General features: G+C 64.3%; 19 protein-coding genes. 15 read left to right on the top strand and 4 right to left on the bottom strand.

Annotation, left to right across the window (positions count from 1 at the left end):
• Positions 1–23 precede the first annotated feature (23 nt).
• Positions 24–893, bottom strand: coding sequence for an endonuclease/exonuclease/phosphatase family protein (locus tag EN885_RS05750; RefSeq protein WP_128241781.1), 870 nt, complete (start codon positions 891–893; stop codon positions 24–26).
• 114 nt (positions 894–1,007) lie between these two features.
• Here EN885_RS05750 and obgE point away from each other — a divergent pair, with 114 nt between their 5' ends.
• Complete coding sequence (obgE, locus tag EN885_RS05745; RefSeq protein ID WP_095487520.1) at positions 1,008–2,039, top strand: GTPase ObgE; 1,032 nt, start codon at positions 1,008–1,010, stop codon at positions 2,037–2,039.
• Positions 2,040–2,041: 2 nt separating this feature from the next.
• Positions 2,042–3,187 carry a glutamate 5-kinase gene (gene proB / locus EN885_RS05740; RefSeq protein ID WP_095487518.1) on the top strand — a complete coding sequence of 382 codons (1,146 nt, stop codon included), beginning with the start codon at positions 2,042–2,044 and terminating at the stop codon, positions 3,185–3,187.
• Positions 3,188–3,194: 7 nt separating this feature from the next.
• Here proB and EN885_RS05735 read toward each other — a convergent pair whose 3' ends face one another.
• Positions 3,195–3,683, bottom strand: coding sequence for a hypothetical protein (locus tag EN885_RS05735; RefSeq protein WP_095487517.1), 489 nt, complete (start codon positions 3,681–3,683; stop codon positions 3,195–3,197).
• A gap of 77 nt (positions 3,684–3,760) precedes the next feature.
• Between EN885_RS05735 and EN885_RS05730 the strand changes: the two genes are divergently transcribed.
• The 3 genes from EN885_RS05730 (at position 3,761) to EN885_RS05715 (ending at position 7,274) form a co-directional block, all read left to right on the top strand.
• Positions 3,761–5,041 carry a glutamate-5-semialdehyde dehydrogenase gene (locus tag EN885_RS05730; RefSeq protein ID WP_095487516.1) on the top strand — a complete coding sequence of 427 codons (1,281 nt, stop codon included), beginning with the start codon at positions 3,761–3,763 and terminating at the stop codon, positions 5,039–5,041.
• A 249-nt stretch (positions 5,042–5,290) separates the two neighbouring features.
• The gene (locus tag EN885_RS05720) at positions 5,291–5,878 is read left to right on the top strand and encodes a nicotinate-nucleotide adenylyltransferase (RefSeq protein WP_095487709.1); all 588 of its coding nucleotides are present in this window, start codon (positions 5,291–5,293) and stop codon (positions 5,876–5,878) included.
• 100 nt (positions 5,879–5,978) lie between these two features.
• Positions 5,979–7,274 carry an MFS transporter gene (locus EN885_RS05715; protein ID WP_095487514.1) on the top strand — a complete coding sequence of 432 codons (1,296 nt, stop codon included), beginning with the start codon at positions 5,979–5,981 and terminating at the stop codon, positions 7,272–7,274.
• A gap of 20 nt (positions 7,275–7,294) precedes the next feature.
• Here the strand turns inward: EN885_RS05715 and EN885_RS05710 are convergent, their stop codons facing one another.
• On the bottom strand, positions 7,295–8,149 hold the full coding sequence (locus EN885_RS05710) for a mechanosensitive ion channel family protein (protein WP_128241780.1): 855 nt from the start codon (positions 8,147–8,149) through the stop codon (positions 7,295–7,297).
• A gap of 238 nt (positions 8,150–8,387) precedes the next feature.
• Between EN885_RS05710 and rsfS the strand changes: the two genes are divergently transcribed.
• The 8 genes from rsfS to EN885_RS05670 all read left to right on the top strand — a co-directional run bounded on the left by rsfS (position 8,388) and on the right by EN885_RS05670 (position 16,630).
• Complete coding sequence (rsfS, locus tag EN885_RS05705; protein ID WP_095487705.1) at positions 8,388–8,765, top strand: ribosome silencing factor; 378 nt, start codon at positions 8,388–8,390, stop codon at positions 8,763–8,765.
• Between the two features lie 83 nt (positions 8,766–8,848).
• Positions 8,849–9,331 carry a 23S rRNA (pseudouridine(1915)-N(3))-methyltransferase RlmH gene (gene rlmH / locus EN885_RS05700; protein WP_095487512.1) on the top strand — a complete coding sequence of 161 codons (483 nt, stop codon included), beginning with the start codon at positions 8,849–8,851 and terminating at the stop codon, positions 9,329–9,331.
• Positions 9,332–9,479: 148 nt separating this feature from the next.
• Positions 9,480–10,841: a murein hydrolase activator EnvC gene (locus EN885_RS05695; protein WP_128241779.1), complete on the top strand. Its 1,362-nt coding sequence runs from the start codon at positions 9,480–9,482 to the stop codon at positions 10,839–10,841.
• Position 10,842: 1 nt separating this feature from the next.
• Positions 10,843–12,168, top strand: a complete 1,326-nt coding sequence (locus EN885_RS05690; protein ID WP_126104493.1) for a S41 family peptidase — start codon at positions 10,843–10,845, stop codon at positions 12,166–12,168.
• Positions 12,169–12,279: 111 nt separating this feature from the next.
• On the top strand, positions 12,280–13,449 hold the full coding sequence (locus EN885_RS05685) for a divergent polysaccharide deacetylase family protein (protein WP_128241778.1): 1,170 nt from the start codon (positions 12,280–12,282) through the stop codon (positions 13,447–13,449).
• Between the two features lie 2 nt (positions 13,450–13,451).
• Positions 13,452–13,973: an RNA pyrophosphohydrolase gene (locus EN885_RS05680; protein WP_095487505.1), complete on the top strand. Its 522-nt coding sequence runs from the start codon at positions 13,452–13,454 to the stop codon at positions 13,971–13,973.
• An 89-nt stretch (positions 13,974–14,062) separates the two neighbouring features.
• Positions 14,063–15,205: an alanine racemase gene (gene alr / locus EN885_RS05675; protein WP_128241777.1), complete on the top strand. Its 1,143-nt coding sequence runs from the start codon at positions 14,063–14,065 to the stop codon at positions 15,203–15,205.
• A 168-nt stretch (positions 15,206–15,373) separates the two neighbouring features.
• The gene (locus EN885_RS05670) at positions 15,374–16,630 is read left to right on the top strand and encodes a D-amino acid dehydrogenase (RefSeq protein ID WP_128241776.1); all 1,257 of its coding nucleotides are present in this window, start codon (positions 15,374–15,376) and stop codon (positions 16,628–16,630) included.
• 109 nt (positions 16,631–16,739) lie between these two features.
• On the opposite strand, the gene EN885_RS05665 is transcribed toward EN885_RS05670, so the two are convergent.
• Positions 16,740–17,621, bottom strand: a complete 882-nt coding sequence (locus tag EN885_RS05665; RefSeq protein WP_128241775.1) for a LysR family transcriptional regulator — start codon at positions 17,619–17,621, stop codon at positions 16,740–16,742.
• 380 nt (positions 17,622–18,001) lie between these two features.
• Here EN885_RS05665 and EN885_RS05655 point away from each other — a divergent pair, with 380 nt between their 5' ends.
• Both EN885_RS05655 and EN885_RS05650 read left to right on the top strand, forming a co-directional pair.
• The gene (locus EN885_RS05655) at positions 18,002–19,498 is read left to right on the top strand and encodes a CoA-acylating methylmalonate-semialdehyde dehydrogenase (RefSeq protein WP_128241774.1); all 1,497 of its coding nucleotides are present in this window, start codon (positions 18,002–18,004) and stop codon (positions 19,496–19,498) included.
• Positions 19,499–19,721: 223 nt separating this feature from the next.
• Positions 19,722–20,021 carry a hypothetical protein gene (locus tag EN885_RS05650; protein WP_095487495.1) on the top strand — a complete coding sequence of 100 codons (300 nt, stop codon included), beginning with the start codon at positions 19,722–19,724 and terminating at the stop codon, positions 20,019–20,021.
• Positions 20,022–20,071 lie beyond the last annotated feature (50 nt).

Here is a 20,071-nt window from a genome sequence, read left to right as displayed (position 1 = left end):
TCAGTTGCGAACCAAACTCGGGGTCAGGCCATCTCGACCCAGACCGGCAGGTGGTCAGAGCCGACCGCTTGCCGGTCGACCCACAGGGCCTTCGGCGATTTGGCGAGCGAGGCGCTGGTAAAGACATAGTCGATGCGCTTGTGGCGGCTGGCGTCGTCAGGCCGCTTGGGGTCGACCCAGGTGACGAGATCGGGGCTTGCGGTGGCAAGACGCAAGGCAACATCGACGGCAAGATCGGCGGTCACAGGCATGCCGAATTCGTGATCCGGGCGGCCGGCGAGTTCGACATATTCCGGCGATCCGGACAGCATGTTGAAGTCGCCCATGACGACGAAGGCTTCGGGACAAGGCAGGTCCGGCAGGCCGACTTCGGCGACGCCGGACAGCGCGCCGCCCTCGATCGCATAGTTCAACAGGCGCTGGCGCAGAAACCGGATCTGGCTCAAGCGTTCGAGCGGGCTGCGATGGTCGAGATGGGTGGAATAGAAGCGGATGAAACCAAGCGGCGTCTCGATCAGCGCCTCCAGCGCGCCGCGCTGGAAATTCATCAGTTCGAAACTGCGGCTGCGCGGCAAGAGGAGATTGCGCGACAGATGAACAGGCGTTTTCGACAGCACCATATTGCCGAGCTGGAAGGTGGTCGTGATGGCGCGGCTGTTTTCCAGGCGCGAGCCGACATTGGCCTCGAAATTGCTGCCGTAGACGGCGAAGTATTCGGGCAACGCCTTGGCGAGCTCGGCCACCATGTCGCGCCCGCCATTGTTGGGGTTGTTGCGCGAGACCTCCTGCAGCGCGATCACGTCGGCGCCGCGCACGGCGTCAGCAATGCGGCCGACATCGTAGCGGCCGTCGAGACCGACGCCGTAGTGGATGTTGTAGGTTACGAGCTTCATTGCGACTCCGGCCATGTTCATAAACAGCCTCGCCCTTCGCCCCGCCTTGGTTTAGAGCAGTGCCAAAGGTTTAGAGCAATGCCGCAAGGCCAATAACAGAAACTCAGCAATCCGATGAAATTTCTCGATCAAGCCAAGGTTTATATCCGCTCCGGCGACGGCGGCGCCGGTTCGGTGTCGTTCCGGCGCGAAAAATTCATCGAGTTCGGCGGTCCCGACGGTGGCGACGGCGGCCGCGGCGGTGATGTCTGGGTGGAGGCGGTCAATGGGCTGAACACGCTGATCGACTATCGCTACCAGCAGCATTTCAAGGCCAAGACCGGCACGCACGGCATGGGCCGCAACATGACCGGCGCCAAGGGCGCCGACGTGACGCTGAAAGTGCCGGCGGGAACGCAGGTCTTTGCCGAGGACAACGAGACGCTGATCTGCGACATGACGGTGGTCGGCCAGCGCTTCCTGCTTGCCAAGGGCGGCAATGGCGGCTTCGGCAACCAGCATTTCAAGACCTCGACCAACCAGGCGCCCCGCCGCGCCAACCCCGGACTGCCGGGCGAAGAGCTCAACATCTGGCTCAGGCTCAAGCTGATCGCCGATGCCGGCCTGGTCGGCCTGCCCAATGCCGGCAAGTCGACTTTTCTGGCTGCCGTGACCGCGGCCAAGCCGAAGATCGCCGATTATCCCTTCACCACGCTGCATCCGGGCCTCGGTGTGGCCCGCATCGACGGGCGCGAATTCGTCATCGCCGACGTTCCCGGCCTGATCGAAGGCGCGCATGAAGGCGTCGGCATCGGCGACCGTTTCCTCGGACATGTCGAACGCACGCGCGTCCTTCTGCACCTCGTCTCCGCACAGGAAGAAAATCCGGGGAAGGCTTACAAGACCGTGCGCACCGAACTCGATGCCTATGGCCATGGACTGATCGAGAAGGTCGAGATCGTAGCACTTTCCCAAGTCGACACGCTCGATGCCGACGCCCGCAGGAAGAAGGTCGCTTCGCTGAAACGCGCCGCCGGCCGCGCGCCGATGCTTTTGTCCGCGGTCACTGGCGAAGGCGTCGAAGCCGTTCTGCGCGCGCTGATGGCGGTGGTGGCCGAGGCACGCGAAGCTGTCGCCACGCCGGTCGAGACGCGCTGGAACAAATAGCGATGACCGCGCAGTCGCTGAGAAAATACCGGCGCATCACCGTCAAGATCGGCTCGGCGCTGCTTGTCGACCGCACGACGGGCCTGAAGCGCGACTGGCTGGCCTCGCTTGCCGACGACATCGCCGTGCTGGCTGAAGGCGGCGCCGAAATCCTCGTCGTGTCGTCCGGCGCCATCGCGCTGGGCCGCACCATTCTCGGCCTCGGCAAGCGGGCACTGAAGCTCGAGGAGAGCCAGGCGGCGGCTGCCGTCGGGCAGATTGCGCTGGCTGGCGCCTGGTCGGATGCGCTCGGCAAGGGCGGCCTGAAATCGGGCCAGATCCTGCTGACGCTCGGCGACACCGAAGAGCGCCGCCGCTATCTCAATGCGCGGGCGACGATCTCGACGCTGCTCAAGATGAAGGCGGTGCCGGTCATCAACGAGAACGACACGGTGGCGACCTCCGAAATCCGCTATGGCGACAATGATCGGCTGGCGGCGCGCGTCGCAACGATGATGGGCGCCGACCTCCTGGTGCTGCTCTCCGACATTGACGGGCTGTATACGGCGCCGCCGGCCAAAGACCCTGGCGCAAAGTTCATTCCGGTCGTCGACCGCATCACCCCTGATATCGAGGCAATGGCCGGTGCGGCGGCGTCCGAATTGTCGCGCGGCGGCATGCGGACAAAACTCGACGCCGGCAAGATCGCCACCGCCGCCGGCACCGCCATGATCATCACATCAGGCACGAGACTGTCGCCGCTGATGGCGATCGAGCGGGGCGAGCGGGCGACTTTCTTCCGTCCGAGCGCCAATCCGGTCAAGGGCTACAAAACATGGATCGCCGGGCAGCTCGAGCCGGCTGGCCGGCTGACTGTCGACGCCGGCGCCATCGGTGCGCTGCTGTCGGGCAAGTCGCTGCTGCCGGCCGGCGTCAAGCTGGTCAGCGGCAATTTCTCGCGCGGCGACACGGTGGCGATCCTGTCGCCCGAGGGCCGCGAGATCGCGCGCGGACTGGTTGCCTACGATGCCGCCGATGCCGTAAGGATCGCTGGCTTGAAGACAGCCGAGATCGAAACGGTGCTTGGCTACGAAGCGCGATCGGCGATGATCCACCGCGACGACCTTGTGGTGAGCGGCGCGGCCGACGGAGATGCGGCCCGCCATTGACGGCGCGCTACTGGTCAGGCTCACGCGGCCATTTGGGTGGGTTGCGATATCGATCCTGAAAGTCCTGGTATATCTTCAGAAGCTCGCTGCAACCTCCCAACTCCGCTTCGATGCCAGCCCTGGCACGTCGATCCACTTCGGCTTGGGGAACATCCTTGTCGTCTCCGACGACGAGATCACGGATGAGCGCGTCAGTCGTCATTGCTTCTGCCCCTTTTTCCTCTTCCATCCTTTTTTTGAATTCTGCCTCAAGCCGAGAGCGCGGCCCACATCCATGCAGCTCTTCAATAACGACGTCGATCTGGGAAAGCGGTGTCGGTGACGCGCCGCAATAGCGCTCAGCAAGTGCGAGGGACATCATCGAGCTTACCATAGTCATGGCCTTGCCGTCGGGGCTCTCGCCGGGTTCAAACTTGTCGTCGCAGTAGTCGGCGGCACGGAGGCCTGTTGGTATGAGCATCGCGCCGAGAGCAACGAGGATTATGACTCTCTTCATTCTGCTTCCTCAAATTTACGGCCATTGCCGCGAAGGCCGGCCGCGTGTAAATCCACCAGCTTCACTGGATCGGTCAAATGCTGAACAAACACCAAGGCGATGATGTAGCCAGTTTGATGGCACGGATAGGCCGCAGGGCGCGCGCTGCCGCCCGACCGCTGGCCATCGCCACGACCGCCGCCAAGAACGCCGCGCTTGTCGCCATGGCGGAGGCGATTGTCCGCCGCGAGCAGGATATTCTCGACGCCAACGCCATCGACATCTCGAATGGCCATGAGTCGGGGCTTTCCGCCTCCTTCATGGACCGGCTGAAGCTCGATGCCGCCCGCATCCGCGCCATGGCTGACGGCATCCGCGAGATCGCCGAACTCAGTGATCCGGTCGGCGATGTCATTGCCGAATGGGACCGCCCGAACGGGCTGCATATCGAACGCGTTCGCACGCCGCTCGGCGTCGTTGGCGTCATCTATGAGAGCCGGCCGAACGTCACGGCCGATGCCGGCGCACTTTGCCTGAAAGCCGGCAATCCGGTGATCCTGCGCGGCGGCTCGGATTCGCTCAACTCCTCGGCGGCGATCCATGCCTGCCTGGTCGAGGGGCTGAAGACGGCCGGTCTGCCGCAGGACGCCATCCAGCTGGTGCCGACCACCGACCGCGCCGCCGTCGGCGAAATGCTGAAGGGCCTCGGCGGCAATCTCGACGTGATCATTCCGCGCGGTGGTCGCAGCCTGGTCGAGCGTGTGCAGAACGAAGCTCGGGTGCCGGTCTTTGCCCATCTCGAAGGCATCTGCCATCTCTATGTCGACCGTTCGGCCGATCTCGACATGGCGGTCAAGATCGCCGTCAATGCGAAGATGCGGCGCACCGGTGTCTGTGGTGCGGCCGAAACGCTTTTGGTCGACCGTGCCGTCGCTTCCACCCATCTGGTGCCGATCCTTGACGCGTTGCGCGCGGCTGGATGCGAGATCCATGCCGACGCCGAAGTGCTGAAGCTGTTCTTCGACGCCAGTCCGGCGACCGACGCCGACTGGATTACCGAATATCTCGACGCGATCATCGCAGTGAGGCTGGTCGATGGCGTTGCGGGCGCGATCGAGCATGTCGAGACGTTCTCCTCGCACCACACCGAGGCGATCGTCGCCGAGGATGCCGGTGCAGTCGAACGTTTCTTCAACGAGATTGATTCGGCGATCCTTCTGCACAATGCCTCGACTCAATTCGCCGATGGCGGCGAATTCGGCATGGGCGCCGAGATCGGCATCGCCACCGGCAAAATGCATGCGCGCGGCCCGGTCGGTGTCGAGCAATTGACCTCGTTCAAATACCGCGTGCGCGGAACGGGACAGGTGCGGCCTTGACGCTACTTGCTCGAAGAACCTGAAGCTTTGCGCCCAGCCACCCCCCTCTGTCCTGCCGGACATCTCCCCCTCAAGGGGGGAGATTGCCTGTCATTTCTGATTTCGCCAATCGCCGGTGCTGCAAGATTTGCGCCTGCGATGAAGCCGCCAATCTCCCCCCTTGAGGGGGAGATGTCCGGCAGGACAGAGGGGGGCGCCTGACGCATGCTTTCCTCGCCCGAGCATCCCGTTCCCTCCCGCTACCTCAAAATGCCGCATGCCGAAAAGGGCCTGGCCGTCGGGCTGTTCGGCGGCTCGTTCAATCCCGCCCATGCCGGCCATGGCCTGGTCGCCGAGATCGCGCTCAGACGTCTGGCGCTCGATCAGTTGTGGTGGATGGTGACGCCCGGCAATCCGCTCAAGAACAAGCGGGAACTGACGCCGCTGACTGAGCGGCTCCGCCTATCCGAGCAGATCGCCAGGAACCCGAAGATCAAGGTCACCGCCTTCGAGGCCGCGCATCACGTCCGCTTCACCGCCGACACGCTGGCGCTAGTCAAGGCGCGCAATCCCGGCGTCGACTTCGTCTGGATCATGGGCGCCGACAGTCTGCGCGACTTCCACCGCTGGCAGCGCTGGCGCCAGATCGTCATGACGTTCCCGATCGCGGTGATCGACCGCCCTGGCGCGACGCTGTCCTTCCTGTCCTCGGTCGTTGCCAAGACCTTCGATTATGCACGTGTCGACGAGGGCGACGCGCCGCGGCTCGCCCGCATGAAGGCGCCGGCCTGGACCTTCATCCACGGCCCGCGCTCGTCGCTGTCGTCGACCGCGATCCGCAACATGGCGAAGGGCTGAGCCTGCACGGACCTCCCTTCTCCACAAGCAGAGGAGGCAAGTCCGGCCATGTCGCATTTGCGGCTGCTTTTCCCCGATCCGTGGGCGATCCTGCGCGCGCATGGCGATTCTCGAGCAAAACCAGACCAGACGCGATCCGGCGCAAGGCAGCCCGCCAACCCCGGCGATCGCCATCGCCAGCGTCGTCCTGTCGATGGCGCTGGTTGCGGTCGGTAACGGACTGATGTTCGCCTATATCCCGGTCCGGCTCGGCGCCGAGGGCTTCGATCCGACCTGGGCCGGGCTGATCGTCACCGGCCTTTCGGCCGGCGGCCTGGCAGGCTGCATCCTGACCGGTCCGCTGGTGCGGCGCGTCGGCCATGCTCGCGCGTTCATGGTGCTGTCGGCGTTGATTGTGCTGTCGAACGCCGCTGTCGGAGCCGGGCCGCACCCGCTGTCGTGGATCGCGGCACGCGCGCTCTATGGCTTTGCCATATGCGGCCTGTTCATCGTCGCGCAAAGCTGGCTGAACGACGTCATTGCCAACGCCATTCGCGGCAGGGTCATGGCCTTCTTCTACGTCGCCTATGTCGCCGGGCTCGGTGTCGGCTACGCCACACTGGCGCTGATCGATATAAGGGCTGCGGACGCGCCGCTGATCGGCATCGCCTTCACCGCGCTGTCGATCCTTCCGGTCGGGCTGACGCGGCTCGCCCAGCCACCGCCGCCGCAGGCGGCATCGGTCGCGCTTGGCCGGGCCTGGCGGATTTCGCCGGTCGGCGTCGCCGGCATGCTTGCCGTCGGCGGCCTGTCGATGACGATTTCGGGCTTCGCGCCGATCCATGCCACGGCCAAGGGCTACAGCCAGGCAGACGTGGCACTGCTTTTGTCGGCGATGCCGGTCGGCACATTGATCCTGCAGATCCCGCTCGGATGGATTTCCGACCGCACCGACCGGCGCTTTGTGCTGGTCGCCGCTTCGGCGCTTGCCTTGGCGGCGGGTCTGTTTGCGCTGGGCTTCGACGGCGGTGGGCTGGCGGCGCTGGTCGTCATCTATGTGGTCTGGGATGGCGCGTCGGAATCGATCTATTCGCTGGCCAGCGCGCATGCCGCAGACCGCGCCGGCAAGGACGACATGGTGGCGCTGTCCAGTTCGCTTCTGTTTGCGTGGTCGCTGTCCGGCTTCATCGTGCCCGGCATCGTCACCGGGCTTTCCGCTGTCTATGGAACGCAGGCCTTCATCTATGTGGCCATCGTCATTGCCGCTGTTTTTTGCCTGTTCGTGCTGTGGCGTGTGGTGGCGATGTCGCCTGTTCCCGCCGCCGAGACCGGCAATTTCGCGCCGATGAGCGCGCAGGCCCCACTGCCGGTGGAACTGGCCTTTCCGTCCGAAGAGCAGCGCCGCGCGGACAAGTAGACCTGCGGGAATTGATCATCTCACTGTCTGGTGGCCGCTTCCTGCCGCGGCGCTTCCGGCGGCGGCGCGGGTATAGAAATGCCTTCGCTGTCGAAAGCCTGCTTGGCGCGTTTGGTGAGATCGATCTGGGTGGCGAAGAAATCCGCAACCGAGGTCCAGTAGCGCAAGGTGATGGCGACGTTGCTGTCGCCGACGGTCGCCACAAACGCAATCGGCGCCGGCTCCCGCCTGACGCGCCGCTCGGCGGCGGCGACGCCAAGCATGGTCTTCTGCGCGAGATCGATATCGTTCCAGGAGCCGATGGTCAGCGTGATGTCGCCACGGCGGGCACCGTTGCGCGTATAGTTGCGGACAGGCTGGTTCCACAGCGTCGAATTGGGGGCGAGGACGTAGACGCCCTCGACCGTTCTCAGCGTGGTGGCGAACAGGCCGACTTCCTCGATGGTCCCGGCGATGGCGCCGACCTCGACATATTCGCCGATGCGGAATGGCCGTAGCGCCAGCAGCATGATGCCGGCGGCAATGTTCTGCAGCGTACCCTGCAGCGCCAGGCCGATGGCCAAGCCGATGGCGCCGATGGCGGCAATGATCGAGGCCGTCTGGACGCCGAACTGGCCGAGCACCATGATAACGACGAGGATCAGTATGGCGTAGCGGGCGATCCTCGAGAAGAAGTGGCGCAGCGTCACGTCGAAGCCATGGATATGGCCGAGGCCGGCATAGATCGAGCGCTGCGCGAGGCCGGCGACGATATAGCCGAGGACCAGCAGGATGACGGCGCCGATGGCGGAGAATGAGTACGAGACGATCAGCGCGCTGAGCTGCGCAAGGCCGGCCTGCACGGTGTCAACGGCATTCTCAGGGTCGATAGGCATGGCGGGAATCCGATTGGTCAATGCGCCGATAACCCCAGCAAGGCGGCAAGAGTTCCGATTTTTCTTCTGCGGAACCGGAAGAAACAGCACTTCGTGGACCACGGCAGGGTTGCCGTCTTGAAACTGCAACCCAACTCTGCCTATCTAAGGAGTGTCACCTGCTTTGAAGGGTGATTTGGTTGTTCTTGCTGCGAAAGGAAATACACTGAGAACAGCACTGCGGAAGAAGGCCGACATCGTGCCTTCGCCGGCCGGGATCAGCGTAAACGACGCCGTGTCCCGCGCCATCAACACAGTCCTTGTCAGTCTGGAAGACTCCAAGGCCGAAAACATCGTCTCAATCGACATTCAGGGAAAATCGAGCCTCGGTGACTATATGGTCATCGCGTCCGGCCGATCTCACCGTCATGTCTCGGCTGTCGCCGATCATCTCCTCAAGGCGCTCAAGGATGCCGGCCTCGGCACGGCGCGCGTCGAGGGACTGGCCGGCGCCGACTGGGTCCTGATCGATTCGGGCGATATTATCGTCCATGTCTTCCGTCCCGAAGTCCGCGACTTCTACAATCTCGAAAAGATGTGGCAAGCGCCGGACCTCGAGGAAGAGACCCTCCACTGAGCCGTAATTTGATTGATGCATGCCGTTTCCAAAAACCGGTGACCACTTTTGGCGACATGCATTAGCGGCTCTTCGAGGCAGGGATGAAAATTACAGTTCATGCCGTGGGCCGGATGAAAGCCGGCCCCGAGAAGCAGCTCGCCGACCGATATTTCGAGCGCTTCGCCAAGAGCGGGCCGGCCGTGGGTCTCGAATTCTCAGGTGTGGTCGAGATTCCGGAGGGCCGCGCCCAGACCGCCAACGAGCGCCGGCGCGAGGAAGGCCAGAAACTGCAGGCGCAGTTGCAGCCTGGTACCGCGCTCATGCTACTCGACGAGCGCGGCAAGAACTTTTCCTCCGAGGATTTCGCCGGCCGCATCGGCCTGTTGCGTGATGGCGGCCGCAAGGCGCTTATCATCGCCATCGGCGGTGCCGACGGTCACGACCAGTCGCTGCGCGATCAGGCCGATCTGATGGTGTCGTTCGGCGCGCTGACATGGCCGCACCAACTGGTCCGTGTCATGTTGGGCGAGCAGCTTTACCGGACGGCCACGATCCTGTCCGGCCATCCCTATCATCGCTCGTGAGCTTTGCAGGTTCCCACCCGAAACCGGTGGATTGGCGTGAGCCGCCCGGATTTTCGCCTCAATGCGTCACGAGGCTGTTTGCGGTCGGCAGGGCTCTCGAACATGGTTGATGGTTCGTTAACGACGCCACGCATAGAGTCGGGCTTCAATGTCTGAAGGTTGGAAATCGCGAACGGGCTTTTGGCGCGCACGCTGCGGCTTGGCAGCGGCGGCGCTCGTGCTGTCGTTCAGCGCCGCGCGGGCGCAGAACAGGCTCGACATGACGCCTGATCCGGACCAAAGCCGCGCCGAATACGAACGGGTGTCGAAGGAGATCACGCTTTCGTCCGAGCGGCTGGCCAAGCTCGCCGCCGACATGGCGACCGTCAAGAAGGATCATGCCTCGATCACCGCGGCGCTGATCCAGTCGGCGATGACCGAGCAGAAACTTGGTCAGGACATCGAGGACATCGGCGCCAAGCTGGAAGGGCTGAAAGGCGAGGAGCAGAAAATCCGCGCGTCGCTGGCCGCTAGACGCGACGTTCTGGCCGAGGTGCTGGCCGCGCTGCAGCGCATGGGGCTCAATCCGCCGCCGGCCATCCTGGTCAAGCCGGAAGACGCGCTGTCGTCGGTGCGCAGCGCCATCCTGCTCGGCGCCGTGGTGCCGGAACTGCGCCAGCAGACCGAGATATTGCTGGCGGACCTCAAGGAGCAGTCGCGGGTGACGGCCTCGATTGAGGCGGAGCGGGCGCGGCTGACGGCGGCAGTCGGCGAGCAGACGGCGGAAAAGAAGCGGCTCGGCATGCTACTTGAAGCCAAGCAGAAGCTTGAGGCCGAGACGCAAACGGCGCTGGCCGAGGAAAAGCAGCGATCCGCAGCATTGGCGGCCAAGGCCGGCAGCCTGAAGGAACTGATCGCCTCGCTCGAGGCCGACAAGGCCCGCAAGGCGGCCAATGCGGCGAAGGCAGCGGAGCAGAAGACCGCGGATGCCGACAAGGCCCCGACACAGGAGGGCCCGGCACAGACGGCCCCGGCACAGACGGAACTGGCGGCGCTGCCGGTCCCGGAAGCCAACCGGCTCACCGCCGCCGCACCGTTTTCGGCGCTTCAGGGGCAGATCGCGCTGCCCGTCACCGGCAAGATCAAGCGGCGGTTCGGGGCCAGCGACGGTAACGGCGCAGTGATGCTCGGTGACATGGTTGCGACACAATCGGGAGCCATCGTTACCGCGCCGGCGGACGGAAATGTGCTTTATGCGGGACCTTTTCGCTCCTATGGTCAACTCTTGATCCTGAACGCGGGTGACGGCTATCATGTCGTTCTGGCGGGGATGAGCAGAATCAGTGTCGCGTCTGGCCAGTCGGTGCTCGCAGGAGAGCCGGTCGGCGCGATGGGAGAGGCCCGGGTGGCGAGCACCTCGGCATCGAAGAATGGAAATGCCACGCCGGAGCTCTATGTTGAGTTCCGCAAGGATGGAAAACCCGTCGATCCGACCCCATGGTGGGCGGACCGTTTGTCTGGAAGGACGTGAGATGATGCGGAAACTGTCGCTTCTGTTTGCCGGTGCGCTAATGGGCGCATCCGCGATGAGCCTGGTCTATGGCGCGCCCGGCTCGACGGCGAACGCTGCGGGCTCCGAGACCTACAAGCAGCTGGCGATCTTCGGTGACATCTTCGAGCGGGTGCGGGCGCAGTATGTGACGCCGCCCGACGACAAGTCGCTGGTCGAAAACGCCATCAACGGCATGCTTACGTCGCTAGACCCGCACTCCTCGTATATGAACGCCGAAGAGGCGCAGGACATGCGCGTGCAGACCAAGGGCGAGTTCGGTGGCCTCGGCATCGAGGTCACGATGGAGAACGACCTGGTCAAGGTGATCACGCCGATCGACGATACGCCGGCCGCCAAGGCGGGCGTGCTTGCCGGCGATTATATTGCCAAGATCGATGGCGAGGAGGTTCGCGGCCTGAGCCTCAACGACGCGGTCGAGAAGATGCGCGGGCTGGTCAACACGCCGATCAAGCTCACCATCCTGCGCCAGGGCGCCGACAAGCCGATCGAGCTGACGGTGGTGCGCGACATCATCAAGGTCAAGGCGGTCAAGTTCCGGGTCGAGAACGACATCGGCTACATGAAGATCACCTCCTTCACCGAAAAGACCCATGACGACCTCGAGAATGCCATCGACACCATCAAGAAGCAGGTGCCGAACGAAAAGCTCAAGGGCTACGTGCTCGATCTGCGCCTCAATCCGGGCGGCCTCCTCGATCAGGCGGTGAGCGTGTCCGACGCCTTCCTAAACCGTGGCGAGATCGTCTCGACACGCGGCCGCGATCCGAAGGACGTCACCCGCTTCGACGCGCGGCCCGGCGACGACATCGACGGCAAGCCGCTGGTCGTGCTCGTCAATGGCGGCTCGGCCAGTGCGTCCGAAATCGTCGCTGGCGCGCTGCAGGATCTGCGCCGCGCCACGGTGGTCGGCACGCAGTCCTTCGGCAAGGGTTCGGTGCAGACCATCGTCCCGCTCGGCGAGAACGGCGCGCTGCGCCTGACGACGGCGCTCTATTACACACCGTCCGGCAAGTCGATCCAGGGCAAGGGCATCACGCCCGACATCAAGGTCGACCAGCCGTTGCCGCCGGAACTGCAGGGCAGGGACCTGACGCGCGGCGAGTCGGACCTCAAGGGCCACATCAAGGGTACCGACGAGGGCGATACCGGTTCGGGCTCGGCAGCCTATGTGCCGCCGGAGCCGAAGGATGATCTGCAGCTTATCTTTGCCGAGCAGTTGCTGCGCGGCGAGAAGACCGATCCGGCGTTCCCGCCGAATCCGGACAAGGCTGTTTTGAACCAGTAACGTCGATCGGCCGGGCAAACAGGTCTGGCCGCCTGATCGAAGCGATGTAATGCTGCCGGGGCCGCAAGGCCTCGGCAGTTTGATTCGGGGAACCGCGGCTGGGGATGCGGCTTGGCTGACATCGGCAATGACATCGAACGCCCGCTCGGACAGGCCGTCCGGCCGCCGCGCGCGGCCCGCAGGATCAGCGCCGGCGTGGTCACGGCCACTCTCCTGGTGCTGGCCGTGATCGGCGTCTCCGGCGCGATTGCGCTGCGTGAAAGACCGTTTCGAAAGCCGGAAGAAGTCGCCGTTTCGACGCCGAAGACGACCGCGGTGGTCGAATCCGCAGCGCCGGCCACTGAGCCCGCGCCGCAGGCGCAAGCGGGACCCAAGATAAGTGGGCCGCAGATCATCCATATGCCGACCGAAGCGGACGGTGGTCCGCCCAACGCGGCCATCGTCATCCACGACCCTTCGACGATCGGCCAGAACCTGAGGATCGCGCATATTCCCGACAGGGCGCTGATCGAGACCAGTGAGACCGGCCCGTTGCCGGTTCGCGCCGCCGACGGAAGGCGGCCGTTCGATGTCTATGCGCGGCCGTGGTCCGGTGCGCGCGGTGCGCGCGTGGCGATCGTCATCGGCGGGCTTGCCGTGTCGCAGACCGGCACGCAGGCGGCCATCGCCAAGCTGCCGGCCGAAGTGACGCTGGGCTTCGCGCCGCAGGGCAACAGCATCAGCCGCTGGATGCAGGCGGCGCGACAGAGAGGCCATGAGATCGTCATGCAGGTGCCGCTCGAACCGTTCGACTATCCGAACGTCAATCCGGGCCGCAACACGCTGACGGTCGCGGCGACACCGGACGAGAATTTGAAGAACTTGCGCTGGGCGCTGTCGCGGATGACCAACTACACCGGCGTCATGAACTATATGGGTGCGCGATTTTCGGCCGATGCGGCGGCGATGGCGCCATTCATGGCCGAACTCGGCAGGCGCGGCCTGGCCTATCTCGACGACGGCTCGTCGGCGCGCAGCCTCGCGTCCGACCTAGCACTGAAGGACGGCGTGCCCTTTATTGCCGGCGACACGTCGATCGACGCCGTGCAGGACCGGGGCGCCATATTGAAGAAGCTGGACGAGCTGGAAGCCACCGCGCGGGCGAAAGGCTTTGCCGTCGGCATCGGCTCGGCCTTCGACCTGACGGTCGACACCGTGTCGTCCTGGGTGATCGAGGCCAAGAAGCGCGGCATCGAGATCGTGCCGATTTCGGCAGTGGCGGTGGATCCGGAAAAAGGTTGAGCATGGCGAAGAGAAAACCGGTCGATCCCGAGACGCTGCCTTATCGCCCCTGTGTCGGACTGATGATACTCAATGGTGACGGCCTGGTCTGGGTCGGGCATCGCATTGCCGAGCCGGATAGCGAATTCGCCGGCACGACGCAGCTCTGGCAGATGCCGCAGGGCGGCATCGACAAGGGCGAGGAACCGCTGCAGGCGGCGCAGCGGGAACTGTATGAAGAGACCGGCATGCGCTCGGTCTCGCTGCTGGATGAGGCGCCGAACTGGATATACTACGACCTGCCGGCCGATCTGGTCGGCATCGCCTTCAAAGGGCGATATCGCGGCCAGACGCAAAAATGGTTCGCCTTCCGCTTTCACGGCGACGTGAGCGAGATTGAGATCAATCCGCCACCGGGCGGCCACACCGCCGAGTTCGACAAATGGGCATGGCGGCCGATGCAGGAATTGCCCGACCTGATCGTGCCGTTCAAGCGCAAGGTTTATGAGGACGTGGTTGCGGCGTTCCGGCATCTGGTTGCGTAGCTTGGCGCTAGCCGCGGTCGCGCCGACCACGGTTGCCGCGTCAGCGCGGTGGCCTTATTGATGGCCAATCCGCCGCAGACGGGGTTGGCATGAACGACGCCTCCAAAAAATCTCTTTCTGAAAAGGTTGCCGTCAGCGAGACAGCGGCCGGCGCCATATTGACCGTCGATCTCGGCGCCATCCGCGAAAACTACCGGCGGCTCAAGGCGCGGCTGGGCGGCGTCGGCTGCGCGGGTGTCGTCAAGGCCGACGGCTACGGGCTCGGCGGGCCCCAAGTGGCGGCAGCGCTGGCGGCCGAGGGCTGCGACATTTTCTTTGTCGCGCATCTGGTCGAAGGTGTCTTGCTGCGCCAGGCGCTCGGCTCACGGCCGGCGATCTACGTGCTGAACGGCATTCAGCCGGGCGCTGAAAGCGAAGCGGTCGAAGCGGAGCTGGGCGCGGTCATCAACAGCGTCGGCCAACTCGCCGCCTGGCGCGCGGCGGCGCAGCGGGCCGGCCGCACGCTTAAAGCTGCAATCCAGGTCGACAGCGGCATGTCGCGGCTCGGCATGGCGGCAGCGGAGGTGGAGGCCGTCGCTGCCGATCCGCAGGCGTTCGACGGTATCGACGTCACCTTTGTGATGAGCCATCTTGCTCGCGCCGACGAGCCCAAGCATCCGGCCAACGAGCAGCAGCGGCTGGAATTCGAGCGGCTGCGCAGGATGCTGCCAAAGGCGCCGGCCTCGCTCGCCAATTCCTCCGGCATCTTTCTTGGGCAGCCCTTTCATTACGACCTCGCCCGGCCCGGTGCGGCGCTCTACGGCATCAATCCGATGCCAGCGGAGGAAAATCCGATGCTGCCGGTGGTGCGGCTTCAGGCAAAGGTCATTCAGACGCGCAGCCTCGATAAGGGAGCCGGCGTCGGCTATGGCCATATTTTTCACGTGACCGAACCGCTGGCCGCAGCAACAATCTCGCTTGGCTATGCCGATGGCTGGCATCGTCGCGCGGCCTCAGCCGCCTGGTTCGAAAATGTGCCGCTGCCCTTCCTCGGACGCGTATCGATGGATTCGATCGTTCTCGACATTTCGGCCCTGCCGCCCGACAGGCTAAAGGCGGGCGACCTCGTCGAGCTGATCGGGCCGTCGCAGACGGTGGATCAAGCGGCCGGCCATGCCGGCACCATCGGCTATGAAATCCTGACCAGCCTCGGACACCGCTTTCACCGGCGCTATGTGACCGGCGCTATGTGAATGGATAGCGCGCGGGCTTTTTTTTATGCATGCCGTTGTCCCAAAACCGCTGCATACTTTTGGGCGACATGCTTGGGCACTTGGCGGACGCCGTAAAATCCGGCAGACAGAAAGCCACGATGCCGCGCCCCAAACCCCTGACGAGACGTCGTTCTGGAGAGCTATGCGATGAAGATCTTCGTGCTGGGGGGCGGCGTCATCGGAGTCACCACCGCTTATTATCTCGCCGAGGCCGGCCATGAAGTGACGGTGATCGACCGCCAGAAGGGCCCGGCGCTGGAAACCAGCTTTGCCAATGCCGGCGAGATCTCGCCCGGCTACGCCTCGCCCTGGGCCGGTCCCGGCGTCCCGTTGAAGGCGATCAAATGGCTGTTGATGAAGCATGGTCCGCTGGTGGTGCGGCCGACTCTTGATCCGCATATGTGGCTATGGCTGGTCAGGATGCTGCGCAACTGCACGGCCGAGCGCTATGCGGTGAACAAGGCGCGCATGGTGCCTCTGGCCGAATACAGCCGCGACACGCTGAAGGCGCTGCGCGAGGCGACCGGCATCGCCTATGATGAACGCGCCAAGGGAACGCTGCAGCTTTTTCGCACGCAACAGCAGCTCGACGGCACGTCAGGCGATGTCGAGGTGCTCAAGACATATGGCGTTCCTTACGAGATTCTCGATCCCGACGGCTGCATAGCGGCCGAGCCGGGGCTGGCAGGGGTGCGTGAAAAATTCGTCGGCGGCCTGCGGCTGCCGGGCGACGAAACCGGTGACTGCAAGATGTTCACCGACCGTCTGGCCGAGCTCTGCGTGGCGCGCGGCGTCACCTTCGAATACGACATGTCGATCAGGCGCATCATCCGCAAGCGCAACAGTATCGCCAACATCAATACCAGCAAGGGCTGGAAGACTGCCGACGCCTATGTGATGGCGATGGGCAGCTATTCGGCCAAGTTCATGCGCATGCTGAGACGGTCCATACCGGTCTATCCGGTCAAGGGCTATTCGATCACCCTGCCGATCAAGGATGCTGCCGCAGCACCGGTGTCGACAGTGATGGACGAGACCTACAAGGTGGCGATCACCAGGCTCGGCGATCGCATCCGGGTCGGCGGCACAGCGGAGATTTCCGGCTTCGACCTGAGGCTGCATGAAACGCGGCGGCGCACGCTCGAACATTCGGTCGGCGACCTTTTTCCCGGCAGCGGCGACATACGGTCGGCGAGTTTCTGGTGCGGGTTGCGGCCGATGACGCCGGACGGGCCGCCGCTGATCGGCCGCACCGAATTTTCCAACCTCTATCTCAACACCGGCCACGGCACGCTCGGCTGGACCATGGCCTGCGGCTCGGCCAAGGTGCTGGCCGACATCATCTCCAACCGGGTGCCGGACATCAATGTCCGCGATCTCGGACCGGAGCGATACCAGCGGTAGGACCAGAAGGCTTCCTTCATCGAGCCCGGCCTTTGAGGGCGGTGACTTCGCCCCAAAACTGCGCAGTGTTTTGGGGACATCACAATTTAAATGGGTCGGGTGAATCTCGTCAGACGAACAATCCCCGCTCCCGTTCCACTGCCTTGGTGATGAAGCTCGCGACGATCTGGACGCGGCGCAGCGGCCTGACCGATTCGTGATAGACCAGCCAGTAGGCGCGGCGGATCGGCGCGACAATGTCGACCGCTATCAGTTCCGGCATCGAGCGGGCGACGAAGGTGTGCAGGATGCCGATGCCGGCGCCGGAGCGCACCGCTTCGGCCTGGCCGAGCGCCGAGGAAATGGCGAAGCTGGTGCGCCAGTCGGCGCTGAACTCTGCCGCATAGTCGAGCGAGGGGCTGACGATGAGGTCCGGCACATAGCCGATCAGCGTGTGCCGGCCAAGCTCGGCGGGCGTCTTGGGCAGGCCATGCGCTTCGGCATAGGCCTGGGACGCGAACAGGCCGAGTGTGTAGTCGACCAGCTTGCCCGCCACCAGCCTGCCTTCGGTCGGCCGCTCGACGGTGATGGCGATGTCGGCTTCGCGCCTGGACAGCGAGAAGGAACGCGGCACCGGCACCAGCTGGATGGTGAGTTCGCGGTGGAGCGCCATCAGTGCGCCGAGGCGTTTGGCCAGGAAGGCGACGCCGAAGCCATCGGGTGCGCCGATGCGCACGGTGCCGGAGACATCGTCGCCTTCGCCCGCCACGGTCGAGCGCGCGGCGATCATATCGCCTTCCATGCGCTCGGCGATGTCGAGGAAGCGCTCGCCCGCCGGCGTCAGCTCGCTACCGGTGGTAAGCCGGCGAAAGAGTTTTGTGCGCAGCGCATCCTCCAGTGCGGCGATGCGGCGCGAGACAGTGGCGTGATTGAGCTCCAACCGCTTGGCCGCGCCGAGGATCTGGCCGGCCCGCGCCACGGCGAGGAAGATGCGGACGTCATCCCAGTTCATGGGAATGGTCCGTATGACGCCGATTACGGCAGCGCTCTAGGGCGCGCCCCTCTGTCCTGCCGGACATCTCCCCCACTTGGGGGGAGATCGGCCGGCCGCTCCGGCGGCGACTTTCTTGCAGCGTTGCGGGTTGGCGAAAGCGGGGATGACAGCCAATCTCCCCCCTCGTGGGGGAGATGTCCGGTAGGACAGAGGGGGGCGCGAAGGAACTCATCTCTCAATCCTTGCTGCTAGGGACCTGCATCCTTACTATTTGCGAGAATTGATGTTCTGCCGTCAATTGCTATCTATTTTACGCACAACGGTTGCGTTTTCGCTCGCGTTGCCATCGGTCGCGCAAAGGCGGACAATGCCACATCACAAATACAGGGAGAGAGATCATGATCGAATACGGTCATTTCATCGGCGGCAAGCGTGTCGCTGGGACCAGCGGCCGCAAGCAGGATGTCATGCAGCCGATGGACGGCACGGTGCGCGGCACGGTGGCGCTGGCTTCGCAGACGGAACTGCGCGCGGCGGTGGAAAACGCCAAGGCCGCGCAGCCCGGCTGGGCAGCGACCAACCCGCAGCGGCGCGTGCGCGTCTTGATGAAGTTCCTTGAACTGGTCGCCAAAGAGTATGATTCGCTGGCCGACATTCTGGCGCGCGAGCACGGCAAGACCATTGCCGACGCCAAGGGCGACATCCAGCGCGGGCTGGAAGTGGTCGAAGTCTGCATCGGCGCGCCGCATATGATGAAGGGCGAGTTCACCGATGGCGCCGGCCCCGGCATCGACGTCTATTCGATGCGCCAGCCGCTCGGCGTCGTCGCCGGCATCACGCCGTTCAATTTTCCGGCGATGATCCCGTTGTGGAAGATCGCGCCGGCCATCGCCTGCGGCAACGCCTTCATCCTGAAGCCTTCGGAGCGCGACCCGGGCGTGCCGTTGCGCATCGCAGAGCTGTTCATCGAGGCCGGCCTGCCGGCGGGCATCCTCAACGTCGTCAACGGCGACAAGGAGGCGGTCGACGCCATCCTCGACGACCCCGATATCAAGGCCATCGGTTTCGTCGGCTCTACGCCGATCGCCCACTACATCTATTCGCGCGGCACCGCCTCGGGCAAGCGCGTGCAGTGCTTCGGCGGCGCCAAGAACCACATGATCATCATGCCCGACGCCGACATGGACCAGACCGTCGACGCACTGATCGGCGCCGGCTACGGCTCGGCCGGCGAGCGCTGCATGGCGATTTCCGTCGCCGTCCCGGTCGGCAACGACACAGCCAACCGGCTGATGGAAAAGCTGGTGCCGCGTGTCGAAAGCCTGAAGGTTGGCCCCTCGACGGATTCGTCGGCCGATTTCGGCCCGCTGGTGACGGCGCAGGCGCTGGAGCGGGTCAAAGGTTATGTCGACACCGGCGTCAAGGAAGGCGCCAAGCTGGTCGTCGACGGCCGCGGCTTTTCCATGCAGGGCTACGAGAACGGCTACTATATGGGCGGCTGCCTGTTCGACAACGTGACATCAGACATGCGCATCTATAAGGAAGAGATCTTTGGGCCGGTGCTCTCGGTGGTGCGGGCGCCGACTTACGAGAACGCGATCAAGCTCGCCAACGACCACGAAATGGGCAACGGCGTCGCCATCTTCACCCGCGACGGCGATGCGGCGCGTGACTTCGCCTCGAGGGTCCAGGTCGGCATGGTCGGTGTCAATGTGCCGATCCCGGTGCCGATCGCCTACTACACCTTCGGCGGCTGGAAAGCGTCCTCCTTCGGCGACCTCAACCAGCACGGACCGGACGCGTTCCGTTTCTACACCAAGACCAAGACGGTGACCTCGCGCTGGCCGTCAGGTGTGAAAGATGGGGCAGAGTTCGTCATCCCGACGATGAACTAGCCGGACGGTTCCGGATTCAGATTGAAGACGAAGAGGCCCGGCTAGAAACCGGGCCTTTTTGCTGACCGGTCGCGGTCCATATATTCCTGAACGCTAATGTGATGGAACCGGGCGGGCAGCAGAAGTCTTAACTTGCAATCCTGCCGCGAAGGAGGCGCGGCAGATCAACCAACGGCGCTGGCGACAGCTGCGGGGGCATCGGTCGGCGCAAGGGAGGTGTCAGATGACACGTCTTATGGTGACGATACTTTGCGCCGCCGCGGCGGCGTTTTCCGCCGCCCCGGCAATGGCGGCCGAACAATGCGCGGCACGAGCCGACATGATCAAGGCGCTCGGCGAGAAGTTCCGTGAAAATCCGACCGCGCTCGGCGTCGTCAATCGGAATGTGATCGTTGAAGTCTTCGTTTCCGACCAAGGCACCTGGACCATCCTCGCCAGCGACACACGCGGTCAAAGCTGCGTGGTTTCGGTGGGTGAAGGCTGGGAGAGCGCGGTGACGACAGCGGCGCTGCCAGGCACCTGAGCGTGGCCCTTTTTTTGCTGCGGCCGCGGTTTCGGCATAGCCGCGCAGGC

The organism is Mesorhizobium sp. M6A.T.Cr.TU.014.01.1.1, from assembly GCF_004022765.1.
Taxonomy (GTDB): domain Bacteria; phylum Pseudomonadota; class Alphaproteobacteria; order Rhizobiales; family Rhizobiaceae; genus Mesorhizobium; species Mesorhizobium mediterraneum.
This window is presented reverse-complemented; position numbering and strand designations above follow the sequence as displayed.